Genomic DNA, 20,351 nt, shown 5'->3' with positions numbered 1-20,351 from the left:
TAGCGCAATTCGATAAAATATAAGACCTTTTTATTGCTGTATAAATAAGTAATTGAAGGTCTTTTTTATTTTCGGGAAGCGAAGTCTTATCTTTACTTATGAAACGAAAAATAGAAATTCAAACCTTTTTTTGAGTTCAAATTAACACAGTTCATTTTGATGAACTTTTTTCAAAAACAGAAAGAAAAATGAAAATAGTTGTTTCACCGGCAAAAAGTCTGGATTACGAATCTAAATTACCCACTACTCGAGGAACGCAACCTGCTTTTTTGGAAACCACGGGAAAACTGAATCGTAAATTGGCCAGAATGACCAAAAAAGAGATTTCAGAATTAATGAGTATTAGCGATAAGCTGGCCGATCTAAATTATACCCGTTACCAGGAATTTCAAGAAGATCATACCAAAAAGAATTCTCGCCCCGCAATGTATGCGTTTAATGGCGATGTTTATAATGGTTTAGATGCGTATACACTGCCAGAAGAAAACTTGGATGATATTCAAAATACGCTCAGAATTCTTTCTGGTCTCTACGGAATCTTAAAACCACTCGATCTAATTCAGCCTTATCGTTTGGAGATGGGAACTAAAATCGGGATCGAAAGTAAGGACAGCCTTTACGCAGTTTGGAAAGAAAAAGTGACCGATTATTTGAATTCAGAATTAGAAGAAGATGAGTTGTTTGTGAATCTTGCCAGTAACGAATATTTTAAAGCAGTAGACACTAAAGCTTTAAAAGTTCCGGTGATTTCTCCTGTTTTTAAAGATTACAAGAACGGAAAATTGAAGATTATCAGTTTTTATGCAAAGAAAGCTCGTGGTTCTATGGTGCGATATATTATCGATTCTTCGGCTAAATCTTTAGAAGATATTAAAGGCTTCGATTACGATGATTATAAATTTAGTGCAGAGTATACCGAGAAAGAAAACGAACCAGTTTTTATTCGATAAAACTATATAAAAAGTCATTCTGATTTTATTTTAGAGTCTCATGATGCGGATTATTTCTCTTTTATGAGAACCTGAAACGAGCCCGCCTGCAGGGCGAACAGGATTAGCTTGACAAAAATTGATTTTTTAAATAGTATTTTAACTGAAATTCTAGTGTAATATTTCAATTTAAACACCTAACCAAAACTTAATATTAGCTAAAACTAGCTTTATTTCTTCGGAAGTAATTTCGTAGAAAAATCCAAAAAACCAATAAGCATGGCTGAAATTAAAGCAGCAATTTTCGATTTCGACGGTACATTAGTAGATTCAGAACATTATCATTACAATTCCTGGGTTGAGGTTTTAAAAGATTACGACGCTCAGCTAGACTACGATTATTATATAAAAACTTATGCAGGTACGCCTTCGCCAATTAATGCAAAGGCGATCATAGCTCAATTCGATCTGCCAATTTCTGAAGAAGAACTAATCTACAAGCGCGAGCGAATGGCCGAAAAACTGGTAAAGGAATCTGAAGTTGAATTTATGCCTTTTGCGATAGAAACTTTAGATTTCTTCAAAGAAAAGGGAATCCCGATTTATTTGGTTACCGGTAGTCCACGGAATAATGTTGAGTTTCTTTTGGAGAAAACGGGTATCGCAAAATATTTTGAATTTGAGATTACCAGAACCGACGTAAAAAACAGCAAACCAGATCCAGAAAGTTATCTTACCGCGATCGAAAAGATCAACCTCCCAAAAGAAAATATGATCGTTTTTGAAGATACCAGAACCGGAGTAGCTTCAGCAAAGGGAGCAGGATTAGAATGTATGGCAATTCAGGGGAATCCTAATTTAAAAGAAAATGTAGAGGCTGCAGATAAGATTCTTGATGATCTTCAACAGGCAACACAGTACTTAGAAAAAGAAGGCAGAATTTAAACAATATCGATATTTTTCATCATAAACATCCATTTTCGCCATTTATACCTGAAGGTGCTACCAAGCTTATTGTTGGAACCTTGCCGCCACCGCGTTTTACGCAGCGTAGACTAAAAGAGCGAGATGTAGATTTTTGCTACGGAAGTCAGGATGGTTTACTTTGGCCAATTTTAGACCGAATTTTTGAATTAGAACTGATCTACGATAATTCAGAAGCAGCCGTTTTACAGCGAAAGGGTTTTCTTCAGAAACGAGGAATAGGTATTTGTGACGTGGTTGAAAGTAGTTTTAGGGAAAAGATCGATGCCTCAGATCTAGGAATGCAAAAGGTGGAACTAAGAAATATGCTTCAGATTCTACGAAAGCATCCAAAGATCGATACTTTATTATTTACCGGCGGCAATAGTAAAAACGGACCGGAATATTTTTTCAGAAGACATTTAAAAGATTCCGGAGAAAATATAAAACTTAAAATCGTAAATAACGAGCCGCCAAGAATTCATCAATTTGTTATGGATGGACGATTAATAAAAACCGTTTCTTTAATTGCGCCGTCTGGAGCAGCGAATATGGCGGTTGGAAGTATGCAGCTTTATAAAGAATTGAAGGCTAAAAACCCCAATTTTAATACGCTAGATTTTAGGGTAGTTCAGTATAAGGAGTTTTTTTGAGTTCTCAGTAAACAAAAAAACCTCACAGGTTTAGAAACCTGTGAGGTTTGATTTTATTCTAAATAAATATCATTGTAAATCTTTTTTATCCTGCTCTGCAAGAGTGGTTGGCTTTACTTTAAACTTTTTACGCTTAGGTCGTAGTTTACCGGTGGTTCCGATTGCTATTTTCCCTCGTTTAGTTTTTTTATCGCCTCTTCCCATAAATCTATTACTTTTTATTTTGTTGATCTTTGATCGTTTTTTCGTCGATATCTACTTTATTGGTAGTTTCGTTTCTATTTCCACTTGGTTGCGTGGGATTAGATTGTTCTGTTTTTCTCGATTTGTGATTATCTTTAATAGGACCTCCCATAATTCTGTGTTTTTATGATTCAACTTAAAGATAAGAATCGATACTCTTAAAACCTGCTAAGAGCTTGTTAGACTTTGGTTAAACCGGCCGAACCGATTTTACAAAATCTTCGATATTGTTTTTACCATGCTTGTTTAAATGCTTAATAAAAGCGCTCCCAATAATGGCACCTTTTGCATATTTAGTGGCATCGTTAAACGTATCTTCGTCACTAATTCCGAAACCAACAACCTGTGGATTTTTCAGTTTCATGTCTGCAATTCGTTTAAAATAAGCTTTAGTTTCTTCACCAAAACCTTTAGTGCTTCCCGTAACGCTGGCGGTACTTACCATATAAATGAATCCGTCGGAAACTTCGTCAATAAAACGAATACGTTCTTCTGAAGTTTGTGGCGTAATAAGGAAAATATTTTTTAGTCCGTGTTTATCGAATATCGCCTTATAATTATCGTTATAAACGTCTACCGGAAGATCTGGGATTATGAGTCCGTCGATACCAACTTCTTCACATTTTGCGCAGAATTTTTCTACACCAAATTGAAGAATAGGATTAAAATATCCCATTATTATTAGAGGAATTGAAACTTCTGAACGAATATCTTTTAATTGCTCAAAAAGTTTATTGGTGGTCATTCCACTTTTTAGCGCGATGGTAGAACTCTCCTGAATCGTTGGCCCATCGGCTAAAGGATCACTAAACGGAAGCCCAATTTCGATAAAATCGACACCATTTTTTTCAAGGCTTTTAATAATCTGTACCGTGTCGTTAATTTCAGGATATCCTGAAGTAAAATATATAGAAAGCAGTTTTTTATCTTCCTGCAGTTTTTCTTTAATTCTGTTCATTTTTTTAATTTTTAGCCTTCAGTAAAGAGCTTTTAGCTTTCAGCTTTTTTTATCAATATTCGCAATTTGAAAGATGAAATTTTAAATACGTCATCCTGAACCTGCCCGTCCGGCAGGCGGACTTGATTCAGGGTCTTATCCTATAATTAAAATCATTTATCTATCTCGAATTATGAGATTCCGTGTCGAGCACGGAATGACGATAATTACACTTTAAATTTTATAGAATGTCAACAAATACTATAATTCAAAATAATCGATATACGTATTTAAATCTTTATCGCCACGGCCAGAAAGATTTACAACAACTACATCATCTTCTTTAAATTTTCGATCTTCAAAAATCGCAAGAGCGTGAGAGGATTCGATTGCCGGGATAATTCCTTCCAGTTTTGCTAATTGTAAGCCGGCTTTCATTGCGGCATCATCGGTAATCGAAATAAATTCTCCACGACCACTTCTAAACAAATGCGCATGCATTGGCCCAACTCCCGGATAATCTAAACCAGCCGAAATCGAATACGGCTCGGTTATTTGTCCGTCGTCAGTCTGCATCAATAAAGTTTTACTTCCGTGAATAATTCCTTCTTTTCCCAAAGCTGAGGTTGCGGCACTTTCGCCGGTATAAATTCCTTTTCCGGCAGCTTCAACAGCAATAATTCCAACTTCCGGAGTATCTAAATAATGAAAAAAAGCTCCAGCAGCATTACTTCCACCACCAACACAAGCCACTACATAATCTGGGTTTTCACGATTTTCTTTTTCCTTTAGTTGCGTTTTAATTTCTTCGGAAATCACCGCCTGAAATCTCGCCACCATATCAGGATAAGGATGTGGCCCAACTACAGATCCAATAATGTAATGCGTGTCTACCGGATTATTGATCCAATCACGAATAGCTTCGTTCGTTGCATCTTTTAAGGTTTTACTACCCGATTTCGCCGGAACTACTTTAGCACCCAACATTTTCATTCTTGCAACATTTGGTGCCTGGCGTTCAATATCGATCTCGCCCATGTAAACAATACACTCGATTCCCATTAGTGCACAAACTGTAGCTGTTGCAACTCCGTGTTGGCCGGCACCGGTTTCAGCGATAATTCGGTTTTTACCCAAGCGTTTTGCCATTAAGATCTGGCCAATTGTGTTGTTCACTTTGTGTGCACCGGTATGGCAAAGATCCTCACGTTTTAAATATACTTTGGTGTTATATTTTTTACTGAAACGCTCGGCATAATAAAGTGGAGTAGGGCGACCTACATAATCTTTTAAAAGCGCCTTGAATTCTTTCTGAAAAGAATCTTCTTTCATAATGTCTAAATACTGCTTGCGCAATTCTTCAACATTAGGGTATAGCATTTCGGGAATAAAGGCGCCACCAAATTCGCCATAATATCCTTTTTCGTCTGCCTGGTATGTCATTTTATTTAGCTTTTTAGCATAGAACATTTAGCTCTCAGCTATTTATTTTAGTTATAGTTAACTGTTGACGGTTTACAATTTTTTTGGTTTATAGCTTTTGGTAATTGGTCAGTTTAATCTCATTTAAGATTTAAAATAAGTAGTCTTGTCTCTTTTTGATTTTCAAATCACCACATTGCCACATTATCAAATCATCTCGTCAACAAATTGTTTTAATTTTTTTGTATTCTTAAGTCCTGGTTCGGTTTCGAAAGCACTGTTTACATCTACAGCATAAAGCAAATGTTCTTTGCCAATTTTGGTTAAATACACATAGAATTTTTTTAGATCTTCCAGCTGTTCTAACCCGATCCCGCCGCTTAGAAAAAATGGTTTTTCTGAAGGATATTCTTTTAATAAAGTCCAATCAAAGGTTTCTCCATTTCCTCCTTTGTGTTTGCCTTTGGTATCGAATAAAAAATAATCTACATAATCTTCAAAAGGAGCTAATTGATTAAAATCGAATTCAGATTTTACTGAAAATACTTTGATGATCTCGATATTCGTTTCTTTTAAAACAGTTTTTAATTTTGCACAAAACTCAGCCGACTCACCTCCATGAAGCTGAATCGCATCAAGCTTATATTCGTTAATTTTAGCAAGAATTTCAGCGATCGCTGCTTTTACAAAAACTCCGGTCTTTTTTATCGAATCTGAGATCTTAGGGATTTCAGCATCAAAAAAACGTGGTGTTTTTTCATAGAAAATAAAACCCATATAATCTGGTTGCAATGCAGCGACCTCCTGAATATTTTCAGGATGCTTCATTCCGCATATTTTGAGTTTTAGGTTCATGTTTTTTTAGCTTTTAGCTATCAGCCTTAAGCTGTCAGCTTTTTTACTTTGTTATCTCGATCTTTAGATAGCTTCTTTTAAGAAATTTGACTTTTATTTCAAATTAGATATTTTCTATTTATACTTTTCTTTTTTCTATTGATGAAAAAAGAAACAAACCCGCCTGCCGGCCGGGCAGGAAAATCTAGGCTTACGAAACTGACTCTAAATTGTATGTTCGGAAGCTAAATTTTGGAAACTCGCCTACGGCTCAAACAGTCCAAAATTATAACGCTTCTCTCACTCCCAATTTTACGAGTAATTTTCGATAGGCCACTTTTCTTTCAAAATTTAAGTAATTTTCAAATTACCACATCATCTATTCTCTATATTCTAACAGTGAAACGGTCTATTTTCTATAGAAGTTCATCAATAAACTCCTTCGCGCTTTTACCGGGATTATCGGTTTTCATAAAGTTTTCTCCAATTAAAAAACCTTCGTAGCCGTATTGTTTTAGGTCTTTTATCGCTTCAACCGAGCTGATGCCGCTTTCGCTGACTTTTACAAAATCATCTGGAATTTTAGTCGAAAGGTCTTTGCTGGTTTGGGTGCTGACTTCAAAAGTCTTTAAATTTCTATTATTTACGCCCAACATATCTAAACTCGGCATGATCGATTTTTCCAGTTCTTCCTGATTGTGCACTTCTAAAAGTACATCTAAACCAAGATTCTTGGCAAATTCAGATAATTGTTTGATCTGCTCGCGTTCTAAAACTGCAGCGATCAATAAAATTACATCGGCCCCATGAGCTTTCGCTTCCAGTAGCTGATATTCGTCGATTATAAACTCTTTTCTTAGAATGGGCATCTTCACCGCAGCACGAGCGTACAATAGATCGTCTAAAGATCCCCCGAAATATTTTCCATCGGTTAAAACCGACATTCCGCTTACTCCTGCATTTTCGTAACCTTTGGCTACATCTTCTACATTTAAACTTTGATTGATCACCGATTTTGAAGGAGAGCGACGTTTATGTTCTGCGATAATTCCGCTTTTACTTTTTCTAAGCGCATCGGCTAAAGAAACGGTTGTTTTTTCAAATAAGGCTGAACTTTCCAATTGTGAAACGGGAACGACCAGTTTTTTTAAAACCAGTTCTTTATGTTTATCTGCAATTATTTTATCAAGAATGTTCATAGATCTTATTCGCTTAAATCCTGTAATTTTTTTAATGCCTCTAATGCTTTTCCAGACTTTATAGATTCTTTTGCTGCTGAAAATCCTTCTTTTACGCTTAAGTTTTTAGCGGTCGCAATTGCCATACCGGCGTTTGCACAAACCACATTTTCCTGAGCTTCGGTTCCTTCACCTCGAAGAATATTTACCAGAATCATTGCTGAATTCTCTATTGTTCCACCGCCGTAGATTTCTTTCTGCTCTAATTTTCGAACTCCGAAGTCGGCCGGTTTCAGCATACTTTCAGTTTCATTGGAAATTACTTTAGTATCGCTGGTTAAGGAAATTTCGTCATAACCATCTAAAGCATGAAGAATACTAAAGTTCTTATCGGTATTTTGATATAAATAACCATACATTCTTGCCAGTTCTAAATTGAAAACCCCAACCAACTGATTTTTTGGAAAAGCCGGATTTACCATTGGCCCCAACATATTAAAGAATGTTTTTACCGCTAAGCTTTTTCGAATTGGCGCCACATTTTTCATGGCCGGGTGAAATAGGGGAGCGTGCAAAACACAAATTCCGGCTTTATCGATACATTTTTCTAAAAATGCAGGATCGTTGCTAAAGCGAACTCCTAAATGTTCCATCGCGTTCGAGCTACCACTTACAGAAGATACTCCGTAATTTCCATGTTTTGCTACATTTACGCCAGCACCAGCAGTGACAAAAGACGAGGTTGTAGAAATATTGAAGGTATTTTTACCATCACCACCGGTACCACAAAGATCGATAGGATCGTAAGCGCTAAGATCTACTGCCACACAAAGTTCTAAAAGCGCATCTCTAAAACCTTCAAGCTCGGCAATAGTAACACTTCGCATCATATAGACCGTAAGAAATGCAGCAATCTGACTTTCGTTATATTCTCCGTTAGAAATATTGAATAAGGCTTGTTTTGCTTCCGCTTTACTTATCGTTTCGTGGTTAATAAGCCTGTTTAGTAATTCTTTCATTTTATTAAGAATGAATCGGTTAAACCGAATCTAAATTTATAGGTTTTGAAAATTCTATGCCTGGTTTGCTGCCGGTTTTTCTGAAGTTTCTTTATTGAAATCTGAGTTTACCCAGTTTTCGATCATTTTTTTCCCCTCTGGAGTTAAAACCGATTCTGGGTGAAATTGTACACCGCGAACATCAAATTCTCGATGTCTAAGAGACATAATTTGTCCTTTATCATCAAAAGAAGTAGCTTCTAAAGCATCGGGTAATTCTTTTAAAACCACCCAGGAATGATAGCGACCTACTTTTATTTTGTTGTCTAAACCTGCAAATAAAAGTTCGTCATTTACTACAATATCGATATCTGTAGCAACGCCGTGATAAACAGATTCTAAGTTACCAAGTGTGCCACCGTAGACTTCCCCAATGGCTTGCTGGCCAAGACAAACACCAAAAATACTTTTGGTAGCGCCATATTTTTCTATGATAGGTTTTAATAATCCGGCTTCAGATGGAATTCCCGGGCCTGGAGACAATAAAATTTTATCGAAATTTTGTACAAAATCGATATCCAGTTGATCGTTTCTTCTTACCGTTACCTGGCAATCCAGATCTTCCAGGTAATGTACCAGGTTATACACAAACGAATCGTAATTATCTATAACTAATACTTTTTTCATCTTCTTTATTATTCGGAAGATTTCTCCCGATGTTTTAATTCTATTTTCGTTTTTCGAACTCTTCGGTTTTTCCGGAGTTTATAGTTCTATTTGCGTTAGGGATTGAGGTATTGTTGGAGCTCTTTTTAAATGAGTAACATTTAAAAAAGCGACTACCGAAAGCCCGACCGCCCCTTAGGGTGGTAACGCCATTATTTTATATCTTCAGCAATCTCTAATGCTTTGGTTAAGGCTCCAAGTTTGTTGTAAACTTCCTGAAGCTCGTTCTCGTCTTTAGATTCTGAAACCACACCGGCACCGGCCTGGTAATGCAATTGATGATTTTTACTCACAAAAGATCGAATGATGATCGCGTGGTTGAAGTTGCCGTGAAAATCCATAAAACCAATCGCACCACCGTAAGCGTCGCGGTTTACATTTTCACATTCTTCGATAAGTTTCATAGCGCTGTGTTTCGGCGCACCACTCAACGTCCCTGCCGGGAAAGTATCTGCCACCACCTGCATGGTTGGCGTGTCTGGATTTTTGGTCCCGGTAACTTTACTTACCAGGTGAATTACATGCGAGAAAAACTGAATTTCGCGATAGGTTTCTACTTTTACATTGCTTCCGTTACGGCTTAGATCGTTACGGGCAAGGTCTACCAACATCACGTGCTCGGCATTTTCTTTCTCATCGGCGCTAAGTTGTTTGGCAATTTCGGCGTCTTTTTCGTCGTTTCCGGTACGTTTAAAAGTTCCGGCAATTGGATGAATTTCGGCCTGACCTTCGTCTACTACTAATTGTGCTTCAGGCGAGCTACCAAATATTTTAAAGTTTCCGTAGTCGAAATAGAAAAGATATGGAGAAGGATTGATACTTCGTAAAGCGCGGTACACATTAAATTCGTCGCCTTTAAATTTTTGAGAAAAGCGTCTGGAAAGCACGATTTGGAAAACGTCGCCACGATAGCAATGTTTTTTTCCGAATTTCACCTGTTCGATAAATTCTTCGTCGGTTAGATTACTTTCGGTTTCGCCCTGGCGGTGGAAATCGTATGTGGCAAAATTCTTAACGCTAATAAGCTGTTCAATCTCTTCGATCTTATTATCATCACTATAGGAGTGGTTAAAAATAAACGCCTGATTATTGAAATGATTTATCGCGATGATGTTTTGATACACCGCGTAGTACATGTCTGGTAATTCTAGATCGCCTTTTTTCTTGGTGATCTCGATGTCTTCAAAATAGCGTACACCATCGTAAGAAATGTAACCAAAAAGGCCGTTGTTGATAAATTTGAAGTCAGATTCCTGGGTATCGAACAACTTTCCAAAATCCTGAATTTTCTCCGGAAGATTAACTTCAGGAGTGATTTTGGTTGTTTTTGAAGTACCATCTGGAAATTCTTCAGTAATTTCTTCGTTTTGAACTTTTATTGAAGCAATGGGATTACAGCAGATATACGAAAAACTATTTTTATTGGCGTGATAATCACTACTTTCTAATAAAAGGCTATTTGGATATTTATCCCTTACTTTTAAATAAACACTAACCGGAGTAATAGTATCTGCTAAGAGTTTTTTGTAGTTGGTTTTTAATGTGTACATAATTTTAAAGCATCTTGAAACAAAAAAAGGCTTGTCGTGAGACAAGCCTTTTAGTTATATATTTTTATACAATGGCAATTTAGCTCACGAAGTTTGAACGTAAGTTAGACCACCACCAAGTATTTGCAATTCTGTTTTTCATTGTTTCAAATATAGTTATGAAATTTTAAACAGCAAACATTTTATTAAAAAATAAATCCCGTAATCTGTAGGGTAGCTTACGGGATTAAATTTACAATGGTTGGATTTTTTAGAATTTTAAATCTACAGAGATTTCAAAATCGTCATAGATTGTATTGTCCCCTAAATTATCGAAGAAACTTCCAGAACCATAACGAACTTCGTATTTAGTACGATCGATAGTTAAATCTGCAGTTGCACTTTTACCATCGTAAGTTAAATCGAATGCTATAGGATTAGTAATTCCTTTTATTGTAAGATCTGCAACAACACCGTAAGTGTTACTAGATTTTTTAGAAGCAGTATTAATTACCAGTTTAGCAGTTTTGTGATTAGCAGTACCAAAGAAATCATCAGATTTTAAGTGACCTTCTAATTTTCCTTTACTTTCGCCTTCTAAATCTGTTACATTAATAGATGTCATGTCTATAACAAATTCTCCACCTACTACTTTGTCGCCTTCTACATTAAGGAAACCAGATTCTAAATCTATAGTGCCTTCGTGGTGGCCTGTAACCTTTTTCCCTACCCAGGTAACTTTACTTTCTTTTACATCTACTTTTTTAGCAATACTTGTAAATGATAATGTTGCAATTACAACAACTGAAGCCAGGGCTCCTTTAAAAACATTCTTTTTCATAGCAATTTTTAATATTTGATTTTATATAAAGTTGAATAAATCCTCTGTTGATTTGCGCACCTTGGCAGCATGCTGGTATTTGTCTTCTTCGCTTCTATACCCTACACAGGCAATTACTGCAGTGTGAAGACCTTTTTCTTGCAATCCTAAAATGGTGTCGAATTCTTCTGCAGAGAAACCTTCCATTGGGCAAACATCAATTTTTAACTCGGCTGCTGTATTGAGTAGGAAGCCAAGAGCTAAATAGCACTGTTTCTGAGCCCATTCATTTTGCATTTCAGCTGGCATTTGCAGTGTAGAGTTTTTAATCATATCTGCCATACCTTGTAAATCTTCTATCTTCATATCTCTGGTTTCAGCAATATTTTTAATGTAGTTGTCTACATAAGCTTCGTCCAGGCTTTTATGATTAGCAAACACAACAACCTGAGAGGCATCTGTAAGCTGTGTTTGATTCCATGCGGCCGATTTTAGTTTTTCTCTTATTTCTGAATCTTCAATTACAAAGATCTGATAAGGTTGTAAGCCATAAGATGAAGCAGAAAGCTGAACGCCTTCTAGAAGTGTTTCTAAATTCTCTTTAGATATTTTTTTGGTGGCATCAAATTTTTTAGTCGCATACCTCCATTTAAGACTTTCAATAATAGAACTCATAATTCTTGGTTTTTATTAGTTTCTTACTTTTTCAAGTATCTCGTTTAATTTAGTTAATTCTTCAGTAGTAATATGTTTAGAAAAATCGTTCTCCAAATCGTCAACTATAGGATCAAGAATATCTAAAAGTTTTAAACCATCTTCGGTAATAATGATCTCTACTTTTCTACGGTTTTCTTCGCAAATACATCTATCAACTAGATTTTTTTTGATCAGTTTGTCAACTAATCGGGTGGTATTACTCATTTTATTCACCATCCTATCTTGAATGGTGCTGAGGTTTGCAGGTTTCCCCTTTTGCCCTCTTAGTATGCGTAATACATTAAATTGTTGCATCGAAATGTCGTAGGGTTTAAGTGCATCATTCATCATAGTTGTAGCTTTTCCAGCACACAGCATAATGTTGATAACCAATTTTTTGGTATCTTTAAGATGATCTGTTTTTAATAACTCCTCAGTTTTCATTGTTTCTACAACATTTGTATGTACAAATATAAGTTAGCTTTGTTAGTTAATTACTAAATAAATGTTAAAAAAATACACTTGTTTACTAGCTAAAGGATGGCAGTTGGTTTAGAAGTGTATCTTTACATTGCTTAATATAAAATCTACAAAATAATGAAAGAACTTGAACAGGAAGAATGGAGAGAGCAGCTTAGTAAAGATGAGAATGCTGCTATTCTTGATGTTAGAACTGAAGAGGAAGTAGAAGAGGGATATATACCTAATTCTAAAAATATAGACATATATAAAGGGCAGGGATTTATCGATGAAGTAGAAAAGCTTGATAAGGATAAAAATTATTATATCTACTGTAGATCTGGAAAGCGAAGCGCCCAGGCATGTTCGATACTAGATCAACTTGGTTTTTCGAATACGTATAACCTTGAAGGTGGATTTATGAACTGGGAAGGCGATATCACAGAAGACTAATGAAAAAGATCTTTCTAATAGTTCCACTATTACTGCTATCCTTACAAAGCTGTAAGAAAGTAGAAGCTAGCGAGATTGAAATGATTTCTCCTGAAGAGATGCTAGATCGTATGGAGAAAGATGATATCCAGGTTTTGGATGTACGATCTGCAAGAGAGTTTGATGATGCACATCTCTTTAAGGCTAAAAATATCATTTTGAGTGAGAACAATGATAACTCTTTGTTTTTTGATACTCTTGCGAAAGATAAACCTGTAGTTATTTATGGTAAAAATAAGGAGAATACGAAAAAAGCTATCGAGATTTTAAAGGAAGATGGCTTTGAGGAAGTTTACGAACTTGAAGGCGGAATAGAAAACTGGATACTAGTAGGAGGAGAAGTCTATAAGTAATATATTAGTAAGATATTTGAAAAAACCGCAGAGAAATCTGCGTTTTTTTGTTTAAAATAATACGTTTTAGCAATTGAACGCATCTAAAATTAACATTTTATGTTAAAATAAAATCAACGCTATAAGTTTTTTATACAAACGCTTATAAATACTTAGTTTGTGATCGTTTTCGTTGCTTTTATTGTAAGAAAATACCTATGTAAGTTCTATTTTTGGATCTTCGCGATGTTGCATTGTATCGATAAAATTATAATTTGGAAGAAAATTAACCATTTTATAAACTAAACATAATGATGTTAAAAACTACACGTGCTTTAGCTGCAGGATTAAGCTTTGCAGCTTTGTTAGCCTCTTGTGCAAATGACAAAGAAACTAATGAGATTATTACCGAAGAGCAATTAGCCGCTCCAGCAGAAGCTTCTGCAATTAAGGGGCAATACATTGTTGTCTATAAAGAAGATGTGGCTAAGCAGGCTATAGGTGAGACTTCTGATTATGGAAAAGCGCAGGAAGCAATGAAAGCGATGACTAAAAGAATGTTTCAGGAATCTGGCGTAAAAGATGCTGAAGTCATTTCAACTTTTAGTAAAACTATTAAAGGTGCTGCGATCAAGTTAAGTGCAGATCAGGTGTCCAGACTTCAGGGTAGAGGAGATGTAGACTATATTGAAGAAGATAAGATTGTGATCTTTGCGCCACCATGTGGGACACCAAATGGAGTTCCTTGTAGCGAAGATCCGGGAGATGGTGATGGCGGAGGTAGTTCCTCACAGGAGACGCCTTATGGTATCGCTAGGGTGAATGGAGTTTCATCTTATTCTGGTTCTGCTGTGGCATGGGTGATAGATACTGGTATCGATTTAGATCATGAAGATCTTTATGTTGATAGTTCCAGAGGATTCAATGCATTTACGAGTGGTAAAGACGGAAAGTCTTTAGACGATGGTAATGGTCACGGTACTCACGTAGCCGGAACAATTGGCGCACTAAATAATAATGTAGGAGTAATTGGTGTTGCTCCTGGTGCGACAGTGATACCAGTTAAGGTATTAGATAGTAGAGGTAGCGGTTCTTACTCTGGTGTTATAGCTGGTGTAGACTTTGTTGCAGCAAATGGATCCAATGGTGATGTTGCTAATATGAGTCTTGGGGGACCAATTTCTCAGGCTTTAGATGATGCAGTGTTAGCAGCTTCTCAGCAGGGGATTAAATTTGTACTAGCTGCAGGGAACGAAAGTGACGATGCGAATAGTCATTCTCCAGCCAGAGTAAACGGAAGTAATATTTATACAATCTCGGCTATGGATAGTAATGATTCATGGGCTTACTTCTCTAACTACGGAAATCCACCAGTAGATTACGTAGCACCTGGAGTAGGAATAAAAAGTACGTGGAAAAGCGGAGGATATAACACGATTAGTGGTACCTCTATGGCTTCTCCACATGCTGCCGGAGTTCTTTTACTAGGAAACCCTTCTACAGACGGGACTGTTTCTGGAGATCCAGATGGAACAAGTGATGCGATAATCGTGCATTAATTTAATTAGTTAATAGGATTAGCAAAAAACGGCACTATTTTTCGGTGCCGTTTTTAGTTTGTCTTATTTTTCATATCTAGCTAACAATTCAGCATAATTTTAAGTAATTAAACTAAAACTCTGTAAATAAGATGATTTATACCTTTTTGCGATAAGTAATTAAAGTTTACGAATTTTATGTGCAGTATTGATTTTAGTTCTATCTATTTGTTTATCAGTGTTCTACTTAGTTTTTTAAGTTTTTTTTCAATCTTGAAAAAATATAATGAGTTTATCTCAGAATTAATATATTTACCCCATTAACTTTTCCCTAAACTTATTAGTTAATGAAAAAAAATATTACTCTTTTCATATTTAGTTTACTTTTCAGTTTCAGTGCATTTTCCCAAGATTATACGGTCGGTCTAAAGGCTGGTGTTAGCATAGGTCATGGAGGAGAAATTGTAGGTGATCCTCATCAGGCTTATCCTGGTCGAGTACACACTTCAATATACAAAGAAGGCTTTCATGGCGGGATTTTTATGCAATTAGAAATGAAACAATTTTTTTTAAGAGCTGAAGGCTTATATAATAGAATTCAAACAGAATTTCAATTTGATCGCCGGCCGTCCGCTTATAGCATTGATAAAATTAGTGTACCTGTACTAGGTGGATATCATATTTATGGACCTTTCGACATTTATTTGGGGCCCGGACTTAGTATTAATAATGGTAATGCGACATTAGAGGATGAATTGGCAAATAACGGAGAAATACCCATAGATGATTTTTATGTTGCATTAAATGCTGGGATAAAAGCACATTTAGGAAGATTTGAACTTGATGTAAGGTATGAGTATAATTTGGAGTCAAATGAAGAGTTTTCAATTACTATGGATTATACTTCTAATGGGATTGGCCCAGCAACATTTACAAATCGTAGAATCAATCAACTAATGATTAGTGCTTCTGTTGGACTTTTTGATTCTAAATACAGGCCAAAAAAATCAAAAAGAAAAAGAGGTTGTTATTTTAGATAAAATCGATACGCATTTTTGTTGAATTTAAAGTAAAAAAAGCTCCTACAAAAGGAGCTTTTATATTTTAAGGATATAAGTAAAAAGCAGTAGCATATAAATGAAAATATATCTAAAAAAACCACCAATAAAAACAATTCCGCTACTGCTTTTTTATCACCTAACCACTAATCTGTAATATTCTATAGTACAAAAATAGAGATGAAACTTCGCTTTTTGCAGCAATTTAGATGAAGTATCGTTTTACTGAAGTCGAACTGAAGAGATGTGTGGGTAAATGGTAATTTTGAATAGTGTTTCAAAAAAAGTAGTTATTGAAAGCTTATATTCGATGATCTATAGATCAATTTTAGAGAGATCTATCTACTAATAATAGAATTCACGATTCTTTGTATAACATATGGAAGCATAAAAAAACCGGTTTCATTTGAAACCGGTTTCTATATAAGAGAGTAATAATTGTTTTTATTTATTTTACTTTATCAACAATTGCTTTAAACGCTTCTGGGTGGTTCATCGCTAAATCAGCTAAAACCTTACGGTTTAATCCAATTTCGTTAGCTTTTACTTTTCCCATAAATTGCGAATAAGACATTCCTTGTTGACGAGCAGCAGCGTTAATACGCATAATCCATAATGAACGGAAATTACGTTTTTTAGCTTTGCGATCTCTATAAGAGTAAAGCATAGCTTTTTCAACTGCATTTTTTGCTACTGTCCAAACGTTTTTACGTCTTCCAAAGTAGCCTTTTGCTTGCTTAAGAACTTTTTTTCTTCTAGCTCTCTTCGCAACAGAATTTACTGATCTTGGCATAATTTTAAAATTTTGTAGCAGGCGATCGAAAATCGATACTTTTAAACTAAAAATTACATTTTAATTTGCCCAACTCCAGGGTTTATAAATGGTTAAAACCGTTAATCTTCAGATTACTTTAAACGTAATTGAAGTTTAACATTATTGGTGTCAGCATCAGATACTAATGTACTGTGCGTCAACGCAAGCTTACGTTTTTTAGACTTCTTTGTTAAGATGTGACTTTTAAACGCGTGCTTTCTTTTAATTTTTCCAGTACCTGTAAGCTTAAAACGCTTTTTCGCACTAGATTTTGTTTTCATTTTAGGCATGCTATCCTTCTTTTATAATTAAAACTCTCTTAGTCTTTTATTTTTTCTTGGAGGTCGTAGGTGCCATGAACATTGTCATTCGCTTACCTTCAAGCTTTGGCATTTGTTCTACTTTTCCAAACTCTTCTAAATCTGTTGCTAGACGTAACAAAAGAATCTCTCCCTTATCCTTAAACACTATAGAACGACCTTTAAAGAATACGAATGCTTTTAACTTTGCTCCATCTTTTAGGAATTTTTCAGCATTTCTTTTCTTGAACTCGTAATCATGGTCATCTGTATTAGGCCCAAAACGAATTTCCTTAACGACAACTTTACTAGCTTTGGCCTTCATGGCCTTTTCACGTTTTTTCTGTTCGTAAAGGAATTTCTTATAATCCATTGCCTTTACCACAGGTGGTTTGGCATTTGGAGAAATTTCTACTAAGTCAAGTCCTAGATCTTCAGCAATTGCTAAAGCTTTCTCGATAGGGTAAACATCCATTTCGACATTGTCACCTACAAGGCGCACTTCCTTAGCCCTAATTTTCTGGTTAATTCTGTGTTGATCTTCTTTACGAGTTACTCTTTGTTGTCTCGATTTTTTTCTTCGTATTGCTATGGCTTCAGTATTTTAGTTAAACTTCAAACGCTTTTAGCGTTTTTCCAATTTCGTTATTAATAATTTGAGCGAATTCTTCTACTGGCATTGTACCAATATCTCCCTCGCCATGTTTTCGTACAGAAATCGTACCATCTTTTGCTTCTTGTTCTCCAACAATCAACATATAAGGAAACTTTTTAACTTCAGCTTCTCTTATCTTTTTTCCGATGGTTTCGTTTCTGTTGTCTAGTACGCCGCGAATTTCGTGATTTTCTAATAAACTTAAAACTTTTTGACTATATTTTTCATATTTCTCGCTGAGAGAGAGTATGATAGCTTGTTCAGGCATTAACCATAGCGGGAAGTTTCCTCCGGTGTGCTCTAGAAGGATGGCAATAAATCTTTCCATACTTCCAAATGGAGCCCTGTGAATCATAACCGGGCGATGTGATTCATTATCACTTCCCTTATATGTCAGGTCAAATCGTTCAGGTAAATTATAATCTACCTGAATGGTGCCAAGTTGCCAGCTTCTGCCAAGCGCGTCCTTTACCATAAAATCTAACTTTGGCCCATAAAACGCCGCTTCACCGGTTTCTATGATATAATTAAGGCCTTTTTCTTTAGCGGCATTAATAATAGCATTTTCCGCTTTTTCCCAAACATCGTCACTACCAATATATTTTTCCTTATTCTCTGGGTCGCGTAATGAAACCTGTGCGGTAAAATTTTCAAAACCTAAACTGTCGAATACATATAAGGTAAGGTCGATTACTTTTTTAAATTCTTCATCTAACTGTTCAGGGGTGCAAAATATATGAGCGTCATCTTGTGTAAAACCTCTAACACGGGTTAACCCATGTAATTCTCCACTTTGTTCATAGCGATAAACCGTACCAAATTCAGCAAAACGTTTTGGTAGATCACGGTAACTCCATGATTGTGAATTATACATTTCACAATGGTGAGGGCAGTTCATGGGTTTTAAAAGAAACTCTTCACCTTCGTGCGGAGTTTTAATGGGTTGAAAACTGTCTTCTCCATATTTAGCATAGTGACCAGAGGTTACATATAATTCCTTATTTCCTATATGAGGGCTTACAACCATCTCATATCCTGCTTTTTTCTGTGCTTTTTTAAGGAAGTTTTCCAGGCGTTCTCTTAAAGCAGCTCCTTTTGGAAGCCATAATGGTAAACCTTGTCCAACTTTTTGAGAAAAAGTAAAAAGTTCTAATTCTTTACCAAGCTTTCTGTGATCTCTCTTTTTAGCTTCTTCAAGAAGTTCTAGGTATTCCTTAAGTTCTTTTTGTTTGGGGAAACTTGTACCATAAACACGGGTAAGCTGTGGATTATTTTCATTGCCTCGCCAATATGCTCCGGCAACATTCATTAATTTTACAGCCTTAATTATTCCGGTGTTTGGAATATGCCCGCCACGACATAGATCGGTAAATGTGTCATGATCACAAAAAGTGATTGTTCCATCTTCAAGATTTTCGATTAATTCAACCTTAAATGGGTTATCGATTTTTTTATAGTAATCAAGAGCTTCCTCTTTAGTTACTGAACGCATTTTAAAGTCATGCTTTCCTCTGGCAATTTCTAGCATGCGATTTTCGATCTTTTGGAAATCACTTTCAGAAATTTTCTGTTCACCAAAATCTACATCGTAATAAAATCCATTTTCTATAGAAGGGCCAATAGTTAATTTGGCGCCTGGATATAAATCCTGAATGGCTTGTGCCATAACATGAGAAGTAGAATGCCAAAAAGCTTGTTTACCTTCATCATCATTCCATGTATATAAGGTAAGATTACCATCTGTTGTTAAAGGAGTGGATGTTTCTACAATGGTGTCATTATATTTTGCTGAAATTACATTTCTTGCAAGCCCGGCACTAATACTTTGTGCCACATCCATAGGAGTAGAGCCCTGTTCAAATTCCTTAATACTGCCATCAGGCAATGTTACCTTTATCATGTCTATATATTATAGTCGTTATTATAGTGGGCAAAGATAATAGGTTGTACTTGTTTGCGCAATACAAGCTTTTAGTATTTTATGGGCGTTTCACTATATAATTATATAGTGACCGGGCTATCCACTATATCTTGGCGGTTTTTCTTAGAAGAGTTTTATAAGTGAGTGTAATTTCGCTAAGAAATTCATGGTTTAAGACGAAGACAAGCGCCAAGGATGCCGTTTCTATCCCTAACGCCTTTTAATTTTATTTTCAATTGATTGTTTTTTAGTTGTTTAGGTTTTAATATTAAATTAATTTTAAAATTTGTTGATTTTTGTGTTGCCAAATCGAAATTAGGATATATATTTGCACCCGCTTAGCCGCTGTGGTGGTGTTAAAAAAGCGGAAGTTCATTGAGGTTCTAGGATATTTAGGAGCGAAAAAAAACTTAAAAAAAGATTTGGTTTGTAATTAAAAAAGCCGGTATCTTTGCGTCCCGCTAACGGAGTAATATTGTGAAGTTAGGGTAGGAGTTCATTGAGTTTTTACTGAAAATTAGCTTTAAAAAAAACTTTAAAAAAGTTTTGCTGGTTAAAGAAAAAGAGTTGTATATTTGCAGCCGCTTTAACGGCGAGGTTCTTTGGAGGTTTTGAGTAAGGAAAAAGTAAAAAAAATATTTTTAAATTTTTCTTGTGAGTTTTAAAAGTAGTTGTATATTTGCAGCCGCTTTGAGAGAAAGCTAAAATGCTCTTAAAATTTTGGAAGAACAGAAATACCGACTGGGGTTTATAATAAGGTTCGATTCCTTAGATTTCAACGAAAGGATCTTTAATTAGATCCGGACTTTTGAATAAGTTCATTGACATATTGAATTGACTAGACGATACTAATTT

At 35.6% G+C, this 20,351-nt stretch carries 23 protein-coding genes; 7 read left to right on the top strand and 16 right to left on the bottom strand.

Features of this window, described 5'->3' with window-relative positions; translation table 11 throughout:
- The first annotated feature begins 188 nt into the window (after positions 1-188).
- The 3 genes from yaaA (at position 189) to BM201_RS11840 (ending at position 2,545) form a co-directional block, all read left to right on the top strand.
- A complete protein-coding gene (gene yaaA, locus BM201_RS11850) occupies positions 189-950 on the top strand; it encodes a peroxide stress protein YaaA (protein ID WP_092542918.1) in 762 nt (253 codons plus the stop codon).
- Positions 951-1,208: 258 nt separating this feature from the next.
- On the top strand, positions 1,209-1,874 hold the full coding sequence (locus tag BM201_RS11845) for an HAD family hydrolase (protein ID WP_092542916.1): 666 nt from the start codon (positions 1,209-1,211) through the stop codon (positions 1,872-1,874).
- An 11-nt stretch (positions 1,875-1,885) separates the two neighbouring features.
- Complete coding sequence (locus BM201_RS11840; RefSeq protein WP_092542914.1) at positions 1,886-2,545, top strand: uracil-DNA glycosylase family protein; 660 nt, start codon at positions 1,886-1,888, stop codon at positions 2,543-2,545.
- 69 nt (positions 2,546-2,614) lie between these two features.
- On the opposite strand, the gene BM201_RS11835 is transcribed toward BM201_RS11840, so the two are convergent.
- The 12 genes from BM201_RS11835 to BM201_RS11785 form a co-directional block, all read right to left on the bottom strand.
- Positions 2,615-2,749, bottom strand: coding sequence for a 30S ribosomal protein THX (locus tag BM201_RS11835; RefSeq protein ID WP_084841451.1), 135 nt, complete (start codon positions 2,747-2,749; stop codon positions 2,615-2,617).
- A gap of 7 nt (positions 2,750-2,756) precedes the next feature.
- Positions 2,757-2,900, bottom strand: coding sequence for a hypothetical protein (locus tag BM201_RS18125; RefSeq protein ID WP_175487032.1), 144 nt, complete (start codon positions 2,898-2,900; stop codon positions 2,757-2,759).
- Between the two features lie 78 nt (positions 2,901-2,978).
- Positions 2,979-3,746 (bottom strand): tryptophan synthase subunit alpha, encoded by a 768-nt coding sequence (trpA, locus tag BM201_RS11830; protein ID WP_092542912.1) that lies wholly within the window; start codon positions 3,744-3,746, stop codon positions 2,979-2,981.
- Positions 3,747-3,986: 240 nt separating this feature from the next.
- A complete protein-coding gene (gene trpB / locus BM201_RS11825) occupies positions 3,987-5,168 on the bottom strand; it encodes a tryptophan synthase subunit beta (protein WP_084841453.1) in 1,182 nt (393 codons plus the stop codon).
- 186 nt (positions 5,169-5,354) lie between these two features.
- Positions 5,355-6,002 carry a phosphoribosylanthranilate isomerase gene (locus BM201_RS11820; RefSeq protein WP_245758629.1) on the bottom strand — a complete coding sequence of 216 codons (648 nt, stop codon included), beginning with the start codon at positions 6,000-6,002 and terminating at the stop codon, positions 5,355-5,357.
- Positions 6,003-6,397: 395 nt separating this feature from the next.
- Positions 6,398-7,180: an indole-3-glycerol phosphate synthase TrpC gene (gene trpC, locus BM201_RS11815; protein WP_092542910.1), complete on the bottom strand. Its 783-nt coding sequence runs from the start codon at positions 7,178-7,180 to the stop codon at positions 6,398-6,400.
- A gap of 5 nt (positions 7,181-7,185) precedes the next feature.
- Positions 7,186-8,178 carry an anthranilate phosphoribosyltransferase gene (trpD, locus tag BM201_RS11810; RefSeq protein WP_092542908.1) on the bottom strand — a complete coding sequence of 331 codons (993 nt, stop codon included), beginning with the start codon at positions 8,176-8,178 and terminating at the stop codon, positions 7,186-7,188.
- Between the two features lie 54 nt (positions 8,179-8,232).
- Positions 8,233-8,844 carry an anthranilate synthase component II gene (locus BM201_RS11805; RefSeq protein WP_092542906.1) on the bottom strand — a complete coding sequence of 204 codons (612 nt, stop codon included), beginning with the start codon at positions 8,842-8,844 and terminating at the stop codon, positions 8,233-8,235.
- 191 nt (positions 8,845-9,035) lie between these two features.
- The gene (locus BM201_RS11800) at positions 9,036-10,433 is read right to left on the bottom strand and encodes an anthranilate synthase component I family protein (protein WP_084841458.1); all 1,398 of its coding nucleotides are present in this window, start codon (positions 10,431-10,433) and stop codon (positions 9,036-9,038) included.
- Positions 10,434-10,683: 250 nt separating this feature from the next.
- Positions 10,684-11,253 carry a YceI family protein gene (locus BM201_RS11795; protein ID WP_092542904.1) on the bottom strand — a complete coding sequence of 190 codons (570 nt, stop codon included), beginning with the start codon at positions 11,251-11,253 and terminating at the stop codon, positions 10,684-10,686.
- Between the two features lie 21 nt (positions 11,254-11,274).
- Positions 11,275-11,907, bottom strand: a complete 633-nt coding sequence (locus tag BM201_RS11790) for an NAD(P)H-dependent oxidoreductase (protein ID WP_092542902.1) — start codon at positions 11,905-11,907, stop codon at positions 11,275-11,277.
- 15 nt (positions 11,908-11,922) lie between these two features.
- The gene (locus BM201_RS11785; RefSeq protein ID WP_092542900.1) at positions 11,923-12,372 is read right to left on the bottom strand and encodes a MarR family winged helix-turn-helix transcriptional regulator; all 450 of its coding nucleotides are present in this window, start codon (positions 12,370-12,372) and stop codon (positions 11,923-11,925) included.
- A 153-nt stretch (positions 12,373-12,525) separates the two neighbouring features.
- On the opposite strand from BM201_RS11785, the gene BM201_RS11780 reads away from it, so the two are divergent.
- The 4 genes from BM201_RS11780 (at position 12,526) to BM201_RS11765 (ending at position 15,789) form a co-directional block, all read left to right on the top strand.
- The gene (locus tag BM201_RS11780; protein ID WP_175487031.1) at positions 12,526-12,840 is read left to right on the top strand and encodes a rhodanese-like domain-containing protein; all 315 of its coding nucleotides are present in this window, start codon (positions 12,526-12,528) and stop codon (positions 12,838-12,840) included.
- Entirely contained in the window at positions 12,840-13,232 is a 393-nt protein-coding gene (locus tag BM201_RS11775) for a rhodanese-like domain-containing protein (protein WP_092542896.1), read from the top strand. Before BM201_RS11780 ends, BM201_RS11775 begins: the two co-directional genes overlap by 1 nt.
- A 290-nt stretch (positions 13,233-13,522) precedes the next feature.
- Positions 13,523-14,770, top strand: a complete 1,248-nt coding sequence (locus BM201_RS11770; protein ID WP_217643062.1) for a S8 family peptidase — start codon at positions 13,523-13,525, stop codon at positions 14,768-14,770.
- A gap of 326 nt (positions 14,771-15,096) precedes the next feature.
- Entirely contained in the window at positions 15,097-15,789 is a 693-nt protein-coding gene (locus BM201_RS11765; protein WP_092542892.1) for an outer membrane beta-barrel protein, read from the top strand.
- 466 nt (positions 15,790-16,255) lie between these two features.
- On the opposite strand, the gene rplT is transcribed toward BM201_RS11765, so the two are convergent.
- The 4 genes from rplT to thrS form a co-directional block, all read right to left on the bottom strand.
- A complete protein-coding gene (gene rplT, locus BM201_RS11760) occupies positions 16,256-16,600 on the bottom strand; it encodes a 50S ribosomal protein L20 (RefSeq protein WP_013073011.1) in 345 nt (114 codons plus the stop codon).
- 113 nt (positions 16,601-16,713) lie between these two features.
- The gene (gene rpmI, locus BM201_RS11755) at positions 16,714-16,911 is read right to left on the bottom strand and encodes a 50S ribosomal protein L35 (RefSeq protein WP_041579045.1); all 198 of its coding nucleotides are present in this window, start codon (positions 16,909-16,911) and stop codon (positions 16,714-16,716) included.
- A 37-nt stretch (positions 16,912-16,948) separates the two neighbouring features.
- Entirely contained in the window at positions 16,949-17,506 is a 558-nt protein-coding gene (gene infC, locus BM201_RS11750) for a translation initiation factor IF-3 (RefSeq protein WP_092542889.1), read from the bottom strand.
- Between the two features lie 22 nt (positions 17,507-17,528).
- On the bottom strand, positions 17,529-19,475 hold the full coding sequence (gene thrS / locus BM201_RS11745) for a threonine--tRNA ligase (protein ID WP_092542887.1): 1,947 nt from the start codon (positions 19,473-19,475) through the stop codon (positions 17,529-17,531).
- Positions 19,476-20,351: the final 876 nt, after the last annotated feature.

Origin of the sequence: Zunongwangia mangrovi, assembly GCF_900112105.1 — a bacterium.
GTDB classification, from domain to species: Bacteria; Bacteroidota; Bacteroidia; order Flavobacteriales; family Flavobacteriaceae; genus Zunongwangia; species Zunongwangia mangrovi.
Note: the sequence above shows the minus strand (reverse complement) of the source record. Positions and strands in the feature narration are given on the sequence as shown.

Bases quoted from the DNA above. Each gene is read 5' to 3' on its own strand.
- BM201_RS11795 (WP_092542904.1), bottom strand. From the start codon at position 11,253: ATGAAAAAGAATGTTTTTAAAGGAGCCCTGGCTTCAGTTGTTGTAATT.
- BM201_RS11770 (WP_217643062.1), top strand. From the start codon at position 13,523: ATGATGTTAAAAACTACACGTGCTTTAGCTGCAGGATTAAGCTTTGCA.
- rpmI (WP_041579045.1), bottom strand. From the start codon at position 16,911: ATGCCTAAAATGAAAACAAAATCTAGTGCGAAAAAGCGTTTTAAGCTT.
- trpC (WP_092542910.1), bottom strand. From the start codon at position 7,180: ATGAACATTCTTGATAAAATAATTGCAGATAAACATAAAGAACTGGTT.
- trpB (WP_084841453.1), bottom strand. From the start codon at position 5,168: ATGACATACCAGGCAGACGAAAAAGGATATTATGGCGAATTTGGTGGC.
- BM201_RS11765 (WP_092542892.1), top strand. From the start codon at position 15,097: ATGAAAAAAAATATTACTCTTTTCATATTTAGTTTACTTTTCAGTTTC.
- BM201_RS11800 (WP_084841458.1), bottom strand. From the start codon at position 10,433: ATGTACACATTAAAAACCAACTACAAAAAACTCTTAGCAGATACTATT.
- BM201_RS18125 (WP_175487032.1), bottom strand. From the start codon at position 2,900: ATGGGAGGTCCTATTAAAGATAATCACAAATCGAGAAAAACAGAACAA.
- BM201_RS11790 (WP_092542902.1), bottom strand. From the start codon at position 11,907: ATGAGTTCTATTATTGAAAGTCTTAAATGGAGGTATGCGACTAAAAAA.
- yaaA (WP_092542918.1), top strand. From the start codon at position 189: ATGAAAATAGTTGTTTCACCGGCAAAAAGTCTGGATTACGAATCTAAA.
- trpA (WP_092542912.1), bottom strand. From the start codon at position 3,746: ATGAACAGAATTAAAGAAAAACTGCAGGAAGATAAAAAACTGCTTTCT.
- thrS (WP_092542887.1), bottom strand. From the start codon at position 19,475: ATGATAAAGGTAACATTGCCTGATGGCAGTATTAAGGAATTTGAACAG.
- BM201_RS11785 (WP_092542900.1), bottom strand. From the start codon at position 12,372: ATGAAAACTGAGGAGTTATTAAAAACAGATCATCTTAAAGATACCAAA.
- BM201_RS11835 (WP_084841451.1), bottom strand. From the start codon at position 2,749: ATGGGAAGAGGCGATAAAAAAACTAAACGAGGGAAAATAGCAATCGGA.
- trpD (WP_092542908.1), bottom strand. From the start codon at position 8,178: ATGAAAGAATTACTAAACAGGCTTATTAACCACGAAACGATAAGTAAA.
- BM201_RS11820 (WP_245758629.1), bottom strand. From the start codon at position 6,002: ATGAACCTAAAACTCAAAATATGCGGAATGAAGCATCCTGAAAATATT.
- BM201_RS11780 (WP_175487031.1), top strand. From the start codon at position 12,526: ATGAAAGAACTTGAACAGGAAGAATGGAGAGAGCAGCTTAGTAAAGAT.
- BM201_RS11805 (WP_092542906.1), bottom strand. From the start codon at position 8,844: ATGAAAAAAGTATTAGTTATAGATAATTACGATTCGTTTGTGTATAAC.
- rplT (WP_013073011.1), bottom strand. From the start codon at position 16,600: ATGCCAAGATCAGTAAATTCTGTTGCGAAGAGAGCTAGAAGAAAAAAA.
- BM201_RS11845 (WP_092542916.1), top strand. From the start codon at position 1,209: ATGGCTGAAATTAAAGCAGCAATTTTCGATTTCGACGGTACATTAGTA.
- BM201_RS11775 (WP_092542896.1), top strand. From the start codon at position 12,840: ATGAAAAAGATCTTTCTAATAGTTCCACTATTACTGCTATCCTTACAA.